The organism is Streptomyces sp. NPDC044571 (assembly GCF_040647115.1).
GTDB lineage: Bacteria > Actinomycetota > Actinomycetes > Streptomycetales > Streptomycetaceae > Streptomyces.
This window is the reverse complement of record NZ_JBEZBN010000020.1, coordinates 42455-57034: the sequence shown is the minus strand read 5'-3', so window position 1 is coordinate 57034 and position 14580 is coordinate 42455. Positions and strand designations below refer to the sequence as shown.

Annotated in this window: 17 protein-coding genes and 1 pseudogene; 11 read left to right on the top strand and 7 right to left on the bottom strand. The window is 73.7% G+C overall.

The features are described from left to right. Positions 1 to 65 precede the first annotated feature (65 nt). Together AB0B01_RS13420 and AB0B01_RS13415 are read left to right on the top strand one after the other, a co-directional pair. On the top strand, positions 66 to 1193 hold the full coding sequence (locus AB0B01_RS13420) for an alpha/beta fold hydrolase (RefSeq protein ID WP_361716986.1): 1128 nt from the start codon (positions 66 to 68) through the stop codon (positions 1191 to 1193). 207 nt (positions 1194 to 1400) lie between these two features. After that, entirely contained in the window at positions 1401 to 2732 is a 1332-nt protein-coding gene (locus tag AB0B01_RS13415) for a hypothetical protein (protein WP_361717118.1), read from the top strand. A 16-nt stretch (positions 2733 to 2748) separates the two neighbouring features. Here AB0B01_RS13415 and AB0B01_RS13410 read toward each other — a convergent pair whose 3' ends face one another. Both AB0B01_RS13410 and AB0B01_RS13405 read right to left on the bottom strand, forming a co-directional pair. After that, positions 2749 to 3144: a VOC family protein gene (locus tag AB0B01_RS13410; RefSeq protein ID WP_361716983.1), complete on the bottom strand. Its 396-nt coding sequence runs from the start codon at positions 3142 to 3144 to the stop codon at positions 2749 to 2751. Between the two features lie 81 nt (positions 3145 to 3225). Next, entirely contained in the window at positions 3226 to 4116 is an 891-nt protein-coding gene (locus AB0B01_RS13405) for a neutral zinc metallopeptidase (protein ID WP_361716980.1), read from the bottom strand. A 274-nt stretch (positions 4117 to 4390) separates the two neighbouring features. Between AB0B01_RS13405 and AB0B01_RS13400 the strand changes: the two genes are divergently transcribed. From AB0B01_RS13400 to amaP, 8 genes and pseudogenes are all read left to right on the top strand, one after another. Further along, positions 4391 to 5989, top strand: a complete 1599-nt coding sequence (locus AB0B01_RS13400; RefSeq protein ID WP_361716977.1) for an ABC-F family ATP-binding cassette domain-containing protein — start codon at positions 4391 to 4393, stop codon at positions 5987 to 5989. Positions 5990 to 6351: 362 nt separating this feature from the next. Continuing rightward, positions 6352 to 6573, top strand: a complete 222-nt coding sequence (locus tag AB0B01_RS13395) for a helix-turn-helix domain-containing protein (RefSeq protein WP_054222696.1) — start codon at positions 6352 to 6354, stop codon at positions 6571 to 6573. Between the two features lie 162 nt (positions 6574 to 6735). Continuing rightward, positions 6736 to 7515 carry an enoyl-CoA hydratase/isomerase family protein gene (locus tag AB0B01_RS13390; RefSeq protein ID WP_361716973.1) on the top strand — a complete coding sequence of 260 codons (780 nt, stop codon included), beginning with the start codon at positions 6736 to 6738 and terminating at the stop codon, positions 7513 to 7515. 144 nt (positions 7516 to 7659) lie between these two features. Next, positions 7660 to 8091, top strand: a complete 432-nt coding sequence (locus tag AB0B01_RS13385; RefSeq protein WP_361716970.1) for an Asp23/Gls24 family envelope stress response protein — start codon at positions 7660 to 7662, stop codon at positions 8089 to 8091. Between the two features lie 11 nt (positions 8092 to 8102). Further along, positions 8103 to 8285 (top strand): hypothetical protein, encoded by a 183-nt coding sequence (locus AB0B01_RS13380; protein ID WP_361716967.1) that lies wholly within the window; start codon positions 8103 to 8105, stop codon positions 8283 to 8285. Between the two features lie 7 nt (positions 8286 to 8292). After that, a complete protein-coding gene (locus tag AB0B01_RS13375) occupies positions 8293 to 8685 on the top strand; it encodes a hypothetical protein (RefSeq protein WP_361716964.1) in 393 nt (130 codons plus the stop codon). Positions 8686 to 8750: 65 nt separating this feature from the next. Further along, positions 8751 to 9302: pseudogene (locus tag AB0B01_RS13370) on the top strand (DUF6286 domain-containing protein); the annotation flags it as partial. A gap of 4 nt (positions 9303 to 9306) precedes the next feature. Beyond that, entirely contained in the window at positions 9307 to 9864 is a 558-nt protein-coding gene (gene amaP, locus AB0B01_RS13365) for an alkaline shock response membrane anchor protein AmaP (RefSeq protein ID WP_361716961.1), read from the top strand. A gap of 114 nt (positions 9865 to 9978) precedes the next feature. Here the strand turns inward: amaP and AB0B01_RS13360 are convergent, their stop codons facing one another. The 5 genes from AB0B01_RS13360 to AB0B01_RS13340 form a co-directional block, all read right to left on the bottom strand. Then, the gene (locus tag AB0B01_RS13360; RefSeq protein ID WP_361716958.1) at positions 9979 to 10734 is read right to left on the bottom strand and encodes an SDR family oxidoreductase; all 756 of its coding nucleotides are present in this window, start codon (positions 10732 to 10734) and stop codon (positions 9979 to 9981) included. A 9-nt stretch (positions 10735 to 10743) separates the two neighbouring features. After that, positions 10744 to 11538 carry an SURF1 family protein gene (locus tag AB0B01_RS13355; RefSeq protein ID WP_361716955.1) on the bottom strand — a complete coding sequence of 265 codons (795 nt, stop codon included), beginning with the start codon at positions 11536 to 11538 and terminating at the stop codon, positions 10744 to 10746. 130 nt (positions 11539 to 11668) lie between these two features. After that, the gene (locus AB0B01_RS13350) at positions 11669 to 11902 is read right to left on the bottom strand and encodes a hypothetical protein (protein ID WP_150210515.1); all 234 of its coding nucleotides are present in this window, start codon (positions 11900 to 11902) and stop codon (positions 11669 to 11671) included. A gap of 63 nt (positions 11903 to 11965) precedes the next feature. Beyond that, positions 11966 to 12937 carry a DEDDh family exonuclease gene (locus AB0B01_RS13345; protein ID WP_361716947.1) on the bottom strand — a complete coding sequence of 324 codons (972 nt, stop codon included), beginning with the start codon at positions 12935 to 12937 and terminating at the stop codon, positions 11966 to 11968. Positions 12938 to 13003: 66 nt separating this feature from the next. Beyond that, the gene (locus AB0B01_RS13340; RefSeq protein WP_361716944.1) at positions 13004 to 13666 is read right to left on the bottom strand and encodes a TetR family transcriptional regulator; all 663 of its coding nucleotides are present in this window, start codon (positions 13664 to 13666) and stop codon (positions 13004 to 13006) included. Positions 13667 to 13781: 115 nt separating this feature from the next. On the opposite strand from AB0B01_RS13340, the gene AB0B01_RS13335 reads away from it, so the two are divergent. Further along, positions 13782 to 14579, top strand: a complete 798-nt coding sequence (locus tag AB0B01_RS13335; RefSeq protein ID WP_361716941.1) for an acetoacetate decarboxylase family protein — start codon at positions 13782 to 13784, stop codon at positions 14577 to 14579. Position 14580 lies beyond the last annotated feature (1 nt).

The following is a 14580-nucleotide window of genomic DNA, read 5'->3' as shown; positions in this document are numbered from 1 at the left end:
CCGGGCCGCTTCCGGAACCGTTCGCTCCAGTGGCCCGCCCGCGCTCGCGCACCGACACTGGAGCGGTGCGTACCGCCACAGCGACGGCCGGGGCCGTCACCACCGCGTTCCTGGGTGCCGCCGCCGTGATCGCCGCCGGCCGGTACGCCGCCGACGCCGCCCTGCGGCCCAGGCCCGGCCACCCGCTGCCCGGCGGACCGCGGCTCAGCGTCCACTCCACCGCCGCCGGCCGCGTCACCCTGACCCGCTCCCTGGCCTCCCTGCGCCCCGGTACGTACGGGCTGGACGCCCCTGGGGTGCACGCCGTCGTCGGGCCCGTCCTCGACGGGGTCCCGCACGAGCCCGACACCGTCGTGCGCCGGCTCCTCGCCGTCACCCACGGCGCCCTCGACCCCGGCACCCGGGTCTCCCTCACCCCGCAGGTCCACGTCGGCAACCCGCGCACCGCCCTCGGGCTCGACCACGCCGACGTGGACGTCCCCGGCGAGCTCGGCGCCCTGCCCGCCTGGTTCCTCCCCGGCGCCCGCGACACCTGGGTGATCACCGTGCACGGGCTCGGCACCACCCGCGAGCACCCGATGGCGGTCATGCCCTTCCTGCACCGCCACCGGCTGCCCGTGCTCGACCTCGCCTACCGCGGGGACCTCGGCGCCCCCGCCCCGCCGGACGGCCTCGGCCACCTCGGGGAATCGGAGTGGCGCGACCTGGACGCCGCCATCCGCTACGCCCTGCGCTACGGCGCCCGGCGCGTCGTCCTGCACGGCTGGTCCACCGGCGCGGCCATGGCCCTGCACGCCGCCGAGCGCTCGGCGCTGGCCGACCGGATCTCCGGCCTGGTGCTGGATTCGCCCGTCCTCGACTGGCACACCACCCTGCGCGCCCTCGCCGCCGCGCGCCGCACCCCGGCGGCGCTGCTGCCGTTCGCGGTGCGGGCCGCCGAGGGGCGCGCCGGGCTGCGCGCCGACCGCACCGGCCCCGGGGCGGACCCCCGCGCGCTGCGCGTCCCCGTGCTGGTCTTCCACGGCCCGGACGACACGCTCGCGCCCTGGGGGCCCTCCCGCCGGCTGGCCGCCGCACGCCCCGACCTCGTCACCCTGAAGACCGTCCGCGGGGCCCCGCACGCCGCGATGTGGAACGCGGATCCGGTGCAGTACGAGGAAGCTCTGCGGCGCTTCCTCACCCCTCTTATGTGAAGGCCGTGTGCCGGGCGGGGCGGGGAGGGTGCCTTGCCCCGTTCTGTCCCACCGGGGGCCAGTGGAAGCGACCGGTTCCGTTTGGGCTTTCGGCCGGTGACGGGCGAGACTGCTTCCGTGACGTCCCGAAAGCCTGATGAGCAGTTGGCTCGCGACTCCAAACTCCGACTCGTCTCCCCGCGGTCCGTCGCCACGGCCCGCAAGGCGGTGACCGACCGACGCACCCGGCCCGCCTCCCGGCCCCCGGCGGGCACCCCCGCCACGGCCGAACTGGCCAACCGGGCACGGGCCTCGCTCGCCGACGCCGTGCGGCTCGCACGCTGGGCCGAGCTCCGTCTCGGCGGCGACGGGGGCCGGCCCGCCCCGGCGGCAGCGCTGCCCGCCGCCGACGTCGAACGCGCCGCCGCGGAGCTGCGCCTGACGCACGGCCAGATCCAGGTCGGCTGGGACCGCGCCCGGCTCGCCGGCCTCGTCGAGGTGCACGGCGGCCACGCCCGGCCCGGCTGGCGGCTGCGCGCCTGGGACCGCGACGACAGCGCCGTACTGCGCGGCTGGGTCGCCCTGTTCGACGCCTGGTCGCTGGTCCACCCGGCCCCCGCCGACATCGCGCCCGCGGCCGTCGCCGAGGTGGTCGAGGCGATGCCGCAACTGCTGTCCCTGCTCCAGCTGTCCGCCGGGCCCGTGACCGTCCCCGACTTGCTCGACCTGCTCGGCCAGCGCGTGACCGAACTGCGCGACGAGCGGTGCGAGGTGCCCTACGACGCCCCCGCGCGCGACACCTCGCAGGCCGAGCCGTTCGGGGGGCCCGCGGCCCCCTTCCCGCTCGCCCGGCTGCTGCGCTGGGCGCTCGGCGGGCTCGCCGCCGTGGACGCCGTCACCCTCGGTCCCGCGCAGGCCGCCCTCACCCCGCTGGGGAGTTGGGCGGTCTGGGTCAAGCTGGAGCAGATCTGCGTGGCGGCCCAGAGCCCCGCCGGGAACATCGAGCAGTCCGCCGCCGCCATGCTCCACGGCTGCGCCCGGCTCACCCCGGGCCCGGCCCGCGCCGAGTACCGGGCCTGGCTCGCCGCCCGGCCCGTCGGACACGCCGTCAGCGAGCTGCTGCAGGCGGCCCGCGGTGAGGACGCGCTGCTGCGCGGCCTCGCCTTCGAGGCGCTGCGCGTGGTCGGCGCCCCCGCCGAGCCGGACGTACGGGCCGCCGTACGCGAGCCCGCACTGCGGCCCTACGCCCTGCTCTGGCTCGCCGAGCACGACGGGGTGGACCCCGACGAGGCCCAGGAGGTGCTCACCCCGGAGGAGTCCACCTGGCTCTGGGTGGACACCGCCGCCGCCATCGCGGACCACGGCGAGGCGGACCTGCTGGCGCGCCACCTCGACTCGGCCGTCCGCACCACCGTTCCCCGCCTGCTGGACGAGGTCCGGGCGGTCGGCCACCCGCGCACCGTGCAGGTCCTGGTCGCGCTGGCCGCCGCCCACCCCGATCCGGCCCTGGCCAAGGCGGTCCGCCGGGCGGCCTTCCAGGTGCACACCGGCGGTGCGTAGCTCCCGCCGGGGCGGGTCAGACCTGCGGCGCGTAGGTGCCGAAGCTCCAGATGTTGCCCTCGGCGTCGCGGGCCATGTAGTCCCGCGACCCGTAGTCCTGGTCGGTCGGCTCCATGAGGATCTCCACCCCGTGCTCGGCGGCCCGGCGGTGGTGCGCGTCCACGTCGTCGACCACCACGTAGACCCCGGCCGGCCCGGCGCTCTCCATGGCCTTGTCGAACATGCCGCCGCGGCCCTTGCTGCCGAGCATGACGGCGCCGTTCCCGTACGAGAGCTCGGCGTGCATCACGGCGCCGCCCTCTCCCTCGTAGACGGCGACCTGGGTGAATCCGAACGCCTCCGTCAGCTGCTGGATCGCGGACTTGGCGTCGCGGTAGAGCAGTGTCGGAAAGATGGACGGAACGCCTGCCATGACGGTCACTCCCTCTCGTGCTCGCGAATGTGATCCAGGCCACAGCATGGCAGGCGCCGCCGAGGACCCGAGGGAGGGTCGTCAGCGGAAGGTGTTGCACTGGGCCATGTCGCCCGTGCGGTACCCCTGGTAGAACCACTGCTGGCGCTGCGCGGCCGATCCGTGCGTCCAGGACTCCGGGTTCACCCGGCCCTGGAACTTCTCCTGGATCCGGTCGTCGCCCACCGCGGCGGCCGCGTCCAGGCCGTCCCGGATGTCCTGGTCGGTGAGCGTGGTGATCAGCGGCCTGCCCGTGGACTCGTCCGGGGTCCGCGTCGCGTTGTGCGCCCACACCCCGGCATGGCAGTCGGCCTGGAGCTCGACCTTGACCGCGTTGCTGTTCGCCCCCTGCTGCCCGTCCTGGGCCCTGCGCAGGGTGCCGGTCAGGTTCTGGACGTGGTGCCCGTACTCGTGCGCGACGACGTACGCCTGGGCGAAGGGGCCGCCGTTCGCGCCGAACTGCGTCCGCAGCTGCTCGAAGAACCCCAGGTCCAGGTAGACCTTCCGGTCGGAGGGGCAGTAGAAGGGGCCGACCGCCGAGGTGGCCGCGCCGCAGGCGGTGTTCACCCGGCCGGTGAAGAAGACCGTGGAGGCCGGCGTGTACGTCCCGCCGCGGCGGGCGAACTCCTGGCGCCAGAAGTCCTGCGTGCTGTTGACGACCGCCACCAGCCGGCAGTCCTCCCGCGCGTTCGCGTCCCGCCCCTTCCGGCAGGACTGCTGCACCTCGCTGAGGCCCGAGGAGGTGGCCTGCGGTTCCGGGTTCCCGGAGGACAGCCCCAGCTGGTCCGGGCTCACGCCGAAGATGATGCCGAGGATCAGCGCGATCAGCCCCGCGATGCCGCCGCCGATCGTCGCCCGCCCGCCGGGGATGCGGCTGCCGCGCTGGTCGCTGACCTCGGACGTGTCCAGATTGGCGTCGTCGTCGAACTGCATCCCGCACCGCCCTCGCTTGCGCATGCTCTGCACGTGGCCCGCTCACGGCCGCCTCTGCGGCGAGTATCGCCCCCTCTGGGCCGATATGCGCCCCGGCCCGCGGGCCGGACCGTGCGGGCGGACGCGGGCGCGTCCACCCCCGGTCCGCGTGCCCGGAAAGTAGTTGCGCACCCCCGGTAGAATGAATCGCATGGCAAATCTCCTCGCGGATTAGCGGCGTCGAAGCTCGCGCCCTGCCCCCCTTCCGCCGTCCCCACCGCCCTGGAGTATTTCCGTGATCACCGCCACCGGCATCGAGCTGCGCGCCGGCGCCCGCGTCCTCATCGAGTCCGCCTCCTTCCGCGTCGCCAAGGGCGACCGCATCGGCCTGGTCGGCCGCAACGGAGCGGGCAAGACCACCCTCACCAAGTGCCTCGCGGGCGAGGGACAGCCCGCCGCCGGCACCATCACCCGTTCGGGCGAGGTCGGCTACCTGCCGCAGGACCCCCGTACCGGCGACCTCGACGTGCTCGCCCGCGACCGGATCCTCTCCGCCCGCGGCCTGGACGTCCTGCTGCGCAAGATGCGGATGAACGAGGAGCGCATCGCCACCGGCTCCGGCGCCACGCGCGACAAGGCCCTGCGCCAGTACGAGCGCCAGGAGACCGAGTTCCTGACCAAGGGCGGCTACGCCGCCGAGTCGGAGGCCGCCACCATCTCGGCGGCCCTCGGCCTGCCCGACCGGGTGCTCGGCCAGCCGCTGCACACGCTCTCCGGCGGTCAGCGCCGCCGTGTCGAGCTCGCCCGGATCCTCTTCTCGGACGCCGACACCCTGCTCCTCGACGAGCCCACCAACCACCTCGACGCCGACTCGATCGTGTGGCTGCGGGACTACCTGAAGAACTACCGCGGCGGCTTCATCGTGATCTCCCACGACGTCGACCTGGTGGAGACCGTCGTGAACAAGGTCTTCTACCTGGACGCCAACCGGTCCCAGATCGACGTCTACAACATGGGCTGGAAGCTCTACCAGCAGCAGCGCGAAGCCGACGAGAAGCGCCGCAAGCGCGAGCGCCAGAACGCCGAGAAGAAGGCCGCGGCCCTGAACGCCCAGGCCGACAAGATGCGTGCCAAGGCGACCAAGACCGTCGCCGCGCAGAACATGGCCAAGCGCGCCGACCGCCTGCTGTCGGGCCTGGAGGCCGTCCGCGTCTCCGACAAGGTCGCCAAGCTGCGCTTCCCCGACCCGGCGCCCTGCGGCAAGACCCCGCTGACCGCCGAGGGCCTCTCGAAGTCGTACGGCTCCCTGGAGATCTTCACCGACGTCGACCTGGCCATCGACAAGGGCTCCCGCGTGGTCATCCTCGGCCTCAACGGCGCCGGCAAGACCACCCTGCTGCGCCTGCTGTCCGGCACCGAGAAGCCCGACACCGGCACTGTGATCCCCGGCCACGGCCTCAAGCTCGGCTACTACGCCCAGGAGCACGAGACCCTCGACCCCGAGCGCAGCGTCCTGGAGAACATGCGCTCCTCCGCCCCGGACCTCGACCTGGTCAGCGTGCGCAAGACGCTCGGCTCGTTCCTGTTCTCCGGCGACGACGTCGACAAGCCGGCCGGGGTCCTCTCCGGTGGCGAGAAGACCCGCCTGGCCCTGGCCACGCTGGTCGTCTCCTCCGCGAACGTGCTGCTCCTGGACGAGCCCACCAACAACCTCGACCCGGCCAGCCGCGAGGAGATCCTGGGCGCGCTGCGCACCTACAAGGGCGCCGTCATCCTCGTCACGCACGACGAGGGCGCGGTCGAGGCGCTGGAGCCGGAGCGGATCATCCTGCTCCCGGACGGCGTCGAGGACCTGTGGGGCCCGGACTACCGGGACCTCGTCGCTCTCGCCTGAGGTCCCCGCGCGCGCCGATCGGGTTGATCCAGTTCCTTATGGATCATTCGGCTCAGGCGTGATCCATCATCTGAGTGAGACGGTCTCGTACCGCTGCGCGCTGTACGACGGCCCCGGCCGCGCCTGCCCGGGCGCGCCACCGGGGCCGTCGCTTTCCCCCGCCGCCCGCCCTGACCTGGTGGTTTCCCGTGGGCGTGAGGAAGTGTGACGGACGTCATGCAGCGGAAGAAAAGATTCCGTTCTGCTCGGGTGTCCACTCCTCGGGAAATGCCGTCGTACCGACCTTGCTGAATGGGTGGCCAGGAAGCCGGGGAGGGGTGATCATGAGAAGTCCAGAGCGCACTTCCCATGAGGAGGCACGGGTGGCCGAGACTCTGAAGAAGGGCAGCCGGGTAACCGGCGCCGCGCGCGACAAGCTCGCGGCAGACCTGAAGAAGAAGTACGACTCCGGTGCGAGTATCCGGGCGCTGGCCGAGGAAACGGGCCGGTCCTACGGATTCGTCCACCGGATGCTCAGCGAGTCCGGAGTCGTGCTGCGTGGTCGCGGTGGTGCGACGCGCGGCAAGAAGGCGGCTACGGCCTGACCCGCCTCCCGGCCGCGAGGCCAGGGTGCGGGGAGCGCGACTTTAGCCTGCCCACACCGCGGTTCCTTCGGTGACCCCCGGTCGGCCATCCGGCCGACCGGGTGGTTACTGTGCAGTCACTTGGGCCGAGATCGCGGCCCGACTGCACACCGGAGGCACCAGATGGCTCTGCTCGACAAGGACGGCGTACGGCTCACCGTCGACGACACGGTCGCGACGGTGACACTGACCAATCCGGCCAAGCGAAACGCTCAGTCCCCCGCGCTCTGGCGGGCGTTGACGGAGGCCGGAAGGTCGCTGCCGGGCACCGTCCGGGTCGTGGTGCTGCGTGGTGAGGGCAAGTCCTTCTCCGCCGGGCTCGACCGGCAGGCGTTCACCCCCGAGGGCTTCGAGGGTGAGCCGTCCTTCCTCGATCTGGCGCGCGGTCCGGAGGAACTGCTCGACTCCACCATCGCCGAGTACCAGGAGGCGTTCACCTGGTGGCGGCGGCCCGACATCGTGTCCATCGCCGCCGTGCAGGGCCATGCGATCGGTGCCGGCTTCCAGCTCGCGCTGGCGTGCGACCTCCGCGTGGTGGCGGACGACGTGCAGTTCGCCATGCGCGAGACCAGCCTCGGCCTCGTGCCCGACTTGGCGGGCACGCAGCCGCTGACCTCCCTCGTCGGCTACGCCCGCGCGCTGGAGATCTGTGCCACCGGCCGCTTCGTGCACGCCGAGGAGGCCGAGCGGGTCGGACTGGCCAACCTGGTGGTCCCGGCCGGTGAACTCGACGCCGCCGTCCAGGACCTCACCACCGCCCTGCTCGCCCCGGCGCGCGATGCGGTGATCGAGACGAAGGCCCTGCTCCGGGACGCGCTGTCCCGCCCCTACGGCGACCAGCGCGCCGCCGAGCGTGCCGCCCAGGCCCGCCGCCTGCGCGATCTCGCGGGCCTGTCCGACTGACCCTTCCCCTGCCGACCGCCGACCGGGCGTCGCCCTCCCCCTCACCACCACGGGACGGCGGCGCCTTCGGTGTCGTCCCGGGCGCGGCCGGGCCCCCGCGCTTACCGTGGTCGGAGTGAGTCCATCCGCGCGAAGGGACACGCGATGACCGAATCCGCATCCGGGGGCGCCGCACGCGACGCGGGCGACCGCGGCCGCACCACCATCGCCGACGGCGTCGTCGAGAAGATCGCCGGACTCGCCGCCCGCGAGGTGGTCGGCGTCCACGCCATGGGCAGCGGCAGCGGACTGTCCCGTACCTTCGGCGCCGTCCGCGACCGCGTCCCCGGCGGGGCCAAGTCGTACGTCAGTCGGGGCGTGAAGGCAGAGGTTGGCGAGGTGCAGACGGCCCTCGACCTGGAGATCGTCGTCGACTACGGCGTCGCGATCCGCGACGTGGCCCGGGCCGTCCGGCTCAACGTCATCGCGGCGGTCGAGCGGATGACCGGCCTGGAGGTCGTCGAGGTCAACATCGCGGTCAGCGACGTCAAGCTTCCCGACGAGCCCGACGAGGAGCCGGAGACCCGGCTCCAGTAGAGGAGGGCTCCATGAGGATGGCGGTCACCGGCATGTTCGCCGGCATGGCCCTGGCCTTCGCCGGGTACTTCGGCGGTTTCGGGGCCTTCCTGCTGGTGGCGGCGCTCGGCGCCATCGGCTTCGTCGTCGGCCGGTTCCTGGACGGGGACCTGGAACCCGGCGACTTCTTCCGCCCCCGCGACCGTGGCAGGTGAGGCCGCGATGAGCAGCACGCCGCGGGCGACTCCGCCCCGGGTGCCACCCGCCGACCGCGGAGCCACCCGTATCGCCGACCGGGTCGTCGCCAAGATCGCGGCCCAGGCGGCGCGCGAGGCGCTGGCCGGGCGGCCTTCCGGCGGACCGGCCGCCGAGGCGGGACCGGGCGCGCCGCATGCCACGGTGACGGTGCACCACGACATCGCCCGGGTGCGGGTGAGCCTGGAGCTCGCCTACCCCTCGGACCTGGGCGCCCAGTGTGCGGCCGTGCGCCGCAACGTAGTCCTCCGCATCGAGGAGTGCGCCGGCATGGCGGTGCCCGAGGTGGACATCGACATCGAGCACCTGCACTCGGCGCAGACGGGTTCCGCCGCCGCACGGGACCGGAAGCTGCGGTGAGCGCGGGGATGCGGCCTGCCGGTGCCCGGCCCGCTCGCGCCCGCCCTGCCCGTGGCCGGCCCCGTCGGTTCCGGTCCGCCCGGCGCGTTCCGGCTGCGCTGACCGCACTCCTGGTGCTGGGCATCGCGGGGCTGTTCCTGTACGACCTCGCGGCCGTACGCGCCCACCGCCCGGGGATGCGCTGGCGGCGCGAGCTCGTCGGCCGGCTGGCGCGGCACACCCCGGCGGACACCGAGGTGCTGGTGGGCGCCGGGGTGCTGGTGGCGGCCGGGCTGGTGCTGATGGTGCTGGCCCTGACCCCGGGGCTGCGCGGGATCCTGCCGATGCGGGTGTCCGGTCCGGACGTGCGGGCCGGGCTCGGGCGCAAGGCGGCCGCGCAGGTGCTGCGGGACCGGGCGATGGAGGTGTCCGGCGTGCGGTCGGCGCGGGTGAAGGTCGGCCGCACCCGCATCACGGTGCGGGCCGCCTCGCACTTCCGCGAGCTGGACGACGTACGGGCCGACCTGGACGAGGTCCTCGCCGTGGGCATCGCGGAACTGGGGCTCGCCGGGGCCGGCGAAGGTGCGCCGGCGACGCGGGTACGAGTGGGCCGGGCCGCCGTCGGGGGAAAGGGGTGAGCGCGTGCTGGGGACGGTGAACCGGATCCTGCTCGGGGTGGTCGGCGCGGTGCTGGCGGCCGCGGGGGTCCTGGTGCTGACGGCGTCGAGGCCGCTGGGCGGGCGGCACCGGCCGCTGCTGGCGGAGGCGACCCGGCGGCGTCACTGGCATGCCGAGGGCTGGTGGTGGTGGGTGGAGCTCGCCGGGCTCGGCCTGTGCGTCCTGCTCGCGCTGTGGTGGCTGCTGGCGCAGCTGCGGCGGTCGCGGCTGGCGGCGCTGGTGGTGGACACCGGCGACGGGGCGTTCGCGGTGCTGCGGGGGCGGGCGCTGGAGGAGGCGGTGGCCGCGGAGGTGGGGGCGGTGGAGGGGGTGGCCCGGTGCAGGGTCGCGCTGCGGGGGAGGAGGGGGGCGCCGGCGCTGCGGGTGGCGGTGGAACTGGAGCCGCACGCGGTGCCGGCCGATGCGCTGGCCGCGCTCGAAGGCCCGGTCCTGACCCACGCCCGCACCTCGGCCGCGCTCCCGGCCCTCCCGACGGAGGCCCGCCTGGAGGTCAGGGCCCACCGCCCCCGCCGGGTCACGTGACGCCGGGGTCGGGGACCCACGGCGCCGCCCCGCGCCGCCCGGTGGCCCGGGCGGTGGCGGGACCCCGCCCGGGGCAGCGCCCGGGATCCCGCCCGGGCAGGGCCGCGGGCGGAGTCAGAAGCCGTGGCGGGTGCCGCCGTCGACGGGGAGCATGATGCCGGTCAGGTACGAGGCCGCCGGCGAGAGCAGGAAGGCCGCCGCCCGCCCGAACTCCTCCGGCGTGCCGTAGCGCCTCAGCGGGATCCCGGCCTCGTTGGCCGCCCGCGTCCCCTCCGGGTCTCCGGACAGCGCGTCGAGCTCGCGGACCCGGTCCGTGTCGATGCGGGCGGGCAGCAGCCCGACCACCCGGACCCCGCGCGGCCCCAGTTCCACCGACAGGGACTTCGCGAAGCCCGCCAGGCCCGGCCGCAGGCCGTTCGAGATGGTCAGACCGGGGATCGGCTCGTGGACCGAGCCCGACAGGACGAAGCCGATGACCCCGCCCTCGCCCAGTTCGGCCGCCGCGGCCCGGGCCAGTCGTACCGCGCCCAGGAAGACCGACTCGAACGCCGCCGTCCACTGTGCGTCGGTGTTGTCCGCCGCCCAGCCCGGCGCCGGTCCGCCCACGCTGATGAGGATGCCGTCGATGCGGCCGAAGCGTTCCTTCGCCGTGGCGATGAGCCGGGACGCCGCTTCAGGGTCGGAGTTGTCCGCGGCCACGCCCACCGCGTTCGGGCCCAGTTCGGCCGCCGCGTCCTGCGCGCGCTTCGCGTCCCGGCCCGATACGATCACCTTCGCGCCGTCAGCCGCCAGTTCACGCGCCGAGGCGAAGCCGAGGCCCCGGGTGGCTCCGGTGACGACGTACACGCGGTCCTTCAGTCCAAGATCCATGCGGACACGCTACGCCGTCGTCGCCGGCTCCCGCTCGGGGGATCCGCCGGCGGCGGCCGCCGCCTCGCGGTCGCGCTTCTCGCGCCGTACGAGGACCAGCCACCCGAGCGGAACGGCCGACGCGAACAGCCACCACTGCACGGCGTACGCCATGTGCGGGCCGATCGAGTCGTGGTCGGGCTCGGCGACCGGCTCGGGCTTCCCGTCCGCGGGTACCGGGGCGGTGAGTTCCAGGTAGCCGCCGAGCACGGGCTTGCCCAGGTACTCCGCCTGCTGCCCGCTGTTGATCAGCATCACTTGGCGCTCCGGCAGGCCCTTGCGGTCCTTGATGCCGCTGGCGCCGCTCGTTTCGTCGGCCTTCAGCCGCCCGGTGACCGTCACCTCGCCCGGGGGCGCGGCCGGCACCGGCGGGTAGGCGCGGGGGTCGTCGCCGCCCGCCACCCAGCCGCGGTTGACCAGCACGACCCGGCCGTCGCCCAGCACCAGCGGGGTGAGGACCTGGAAGCCGACCTTGTCGTCGTTGGAGGTGCGCATCCGGACGACGACCTCGTGCGCGGTGTCGTACGTACCGGTGGCGGTGACGGCGCGCCAGTAGTCGGACCTCGGCACCACGTGGCCGGGGGAGCTGACCTCGGCCATCGGGACCGGCTTCGCGGTCAGGTTCGAGGCGATCAGCTCGTTCTGCGCGACCCGGTGCTCATGGCGGTGGTACTGCCAGAACCCCAGCCTGACCATCACGGGGATGAGGACGAGGGCGAGGAGGGTGAGGCACACCCACTGCCGGGTCAGCACAAAGCGGTACACGCCCACGACGGTACCTCCAGCCGCGCGGACCCCGGCGGCCGGGTGGCCGTCCGGGGTCGGGAGACGGGGGCGCCGGACGGGGGAGACCGGCGGGGAGGGAGGGAGGGACGGGATGGGGGCGGGGGCCGGGTCAGACGCGGTCGACGATGCCCACCTTCCCTTCCGCGCGGGCGCAGTGCGCCCCGCAGAACCACTGGCCCTCGACCTCGACTCCCTGCCCGATGATCTGCACCCGGCAGTGCTCGCAGATGGGCGCCATGCGGTGGATGGCGCACGAGAAGCAGTCGAAGACGTGCACCGCGCCCTGCGCGTGCACCTCGAAGGACATTCCGTAATCGTTTCCGCAGACCTCACAACGTGCCATGCGCCACAGGGTGGGACCGCGGAGCGGGCCGGAGAAGCGGGCGCCGGGCGAGTCGCCCGACGCTCACCCGTCTGCCGCAGCCACGTCCCGCAACAGTTGGGTGAAGGCCGCCTCGTCCACCACCGGGGTACCGAAGGACTTCGCCTTGACCGTCTTGGAGGTCGCCGAGTCGGGGTCGTTCGTCACGAGCAGGCTCGTGAGCCGCGACACACTCGATGCGATGTGCAGGCCCGCCTCGACCGCCCGGTCCTCCAGCAGCTCCCGGTCCACCGAGGTGTCCCCCGAAAAGGCGATCCGCATGCCCTGTTTGAGGGGTTTGCCGTCCTCGAACCGGCCCGGATTCGGGTACGGGCACGGGGGGCGCTTGCGGGAGGGCCGCCAACTGCCGCCCCGGTACGAGGCCTGGTAGCCGACCCGCGGGGTGACGGGGGAGTCCGACCACTCCGTCAGCGGCCGGCATTCCAGCAGCGGCAGCCGTACGCCGTCCCGCGCGGCCGCGTGCAGCGAAGGGCGGAAGGCCTCCGCGAGGACGCGCGCGTCGTCGAGCGCGTGGTGGGCGCGCTGCTGGACCACGCCGAAGTGGGCGGCGAGGGACTCCAGCTTGTGGTTGGGCAGCGGGAGGTCCAGCTCCTTCGACAGGGCGATCGTGCACAGCCGCTGGCGGACCGGCACGGTCTCGGCGGCCCGCGCGTACTCACGGGCGATCATCTGCCAGTCGAAGATGGCGTTGTGCGCAACCAGCACCCGGTCCGCGAGGCGGCCCGAGAACTCCTCGGCGATGTCCTTGAAGAGCGGCGCGTCCTGGAGCATGTCGCTGGTCAGACCGTGGATCCACACCGGTCCCGGATCCCGCTGCGGGTTGACCAGGGTGTACCAGTGGTCCTCCACATTGCCCTGCGCGTCGAGCCGGTAGACGGCGGCGGAGATGATCCGGTCGTCGCGAGCGAGTCCGGTCGTCTCCACGTCGACGACCGCGTACCCCTCCGGGTACGCGGTCGGCCACGACGTCTCTGCGGTTGTACGGTCGGCGAGCATGGTCACAGAGGATATCGGCCCCGACTGACACCGCTGCCCGGGGCGGTGGCCCCGCCTCACGGTGTATCAGCGCCCCGCCGCATCAGTGCCTGCCGCATCGGCGTCCGGGGCGTCCGGGGACAGCAGGGAGCGTACGAGGGCCCGCGTCGACAGCAGGAACAGCCGTTCCGGATCCGCCGGGCGGGCCAGGGCCCGGGCGAGCGGCGGATCGTGGGGGGCGGTGGCCGGGTCCCAGAGGTCGCTCTCGGCGGGGGACTGGGCGGGGGAGCGCTCGCGGTTGCGCTCGACGAGGACGAAGCCGACGATCTGGAACTGGATCGCGCGCACCGCGTCGGCGGCCCGGGTGCCGCGCAGTCCCGCCGCGTGCACCTCGTGCACCAGCGCCTGCTGGGCCGGCAGGAACATCCGCTCGGTGAGTCCGCGCTCGTGGACCATCGCGATCAGGTGCGGGCGCGCGCGCAGCTCGCGGCGCAGTATCCGCGCCACGGAGAGGATGCGCTCGCCCGGGGTGCGGCCGGCCGGGCGGACCGCGCCCATCTGCTCGACGGTCCGTTCCACGAGTGCGTCCAGGAGTGATTCGCGGTTGCCGACGTGCCAGTAGATGGAGGTCACCGCCGTGCCGAGCTCGGCGGCGAGCTTGCGCATGGTGAGGGCGGCCGGGCCGTGCTGCTTGACCAGGGAGGCAGCCGCCTCCAGGACCTCGTCACGGGTCAGCGCGGTTCTGGCCATGATCCGGGGCCCGCCCATCTGCCGAGTCGTCAGTTTCCGTCCGTGCGAGGGTCTTTACCCTTCATCGCCCGCGGTGTAACTGTGTTACAGAACCGACCGAAGGGTGGTGCGAGAGATGGCACGCGTACGGTACGGAGCGCGCACCGAGGCCGAGATCGCGGCGTCGCGCGAAAAGAGTTCCCGGCTCCCCGACATCTGGTCCACCGGTGTGGTGGCGGTGTGGGAGAGCGACCCGGACCCGGTGGCGGCGGTCCTGCCGCCGCCGCTGAAGCCCGCCGAGCGGCCCCTCGTACGGGCCAACATCAGCAAGGTCGACCTCCCCGGCTATCCCCTCGGCGCCGGCTCGGTCGCCGTCGCCGCACAGCACGGCGGGGTCGCGGGCTGGTACCCGCTGGTCATGCCGATGACCCACGAGCGCGCGCTGGTCGGCGGCCGCGAGGTGTTCGGCGAGCCGAAGAAACTGGGCGAGGTCACCGTCGAGCGCGAGGGGCTCGTCGTACGCGCCGCCCTCGCCCGGCACGGGATCGCGTTCGTTGAGGTGCGCGGTGCGGTGGACCGCGAGCTGCCGCTGCCCGAGCCCACCACCAGGACCGACTTCTACTTCAAGTTCCTGCCCGGAGTGGACGGTTCGGGTTTCGACGCCGACCCCGTCCTCGTGCACTGCACGCGCAACGAGAAGGTGCGCAAGCTGGAGCACATCACCGGGGACGTGGTGCTCCGCGAGTCGATGTTCGACCCCGTGGCCGACCTCCCCGTACGCCGGATCGTGGAGATCACCATCGGCGAGAAGACCACCGACCAGCAGGGCCGGGTCGTCGAGCGGGTCAGCGCCCAGGCCCTGCTGCCGTACATCCACCAGCGCTACGACGACCCGATGCAGATCCTCGACGGCCCGCCGGAAGGGAGTGCGTGAG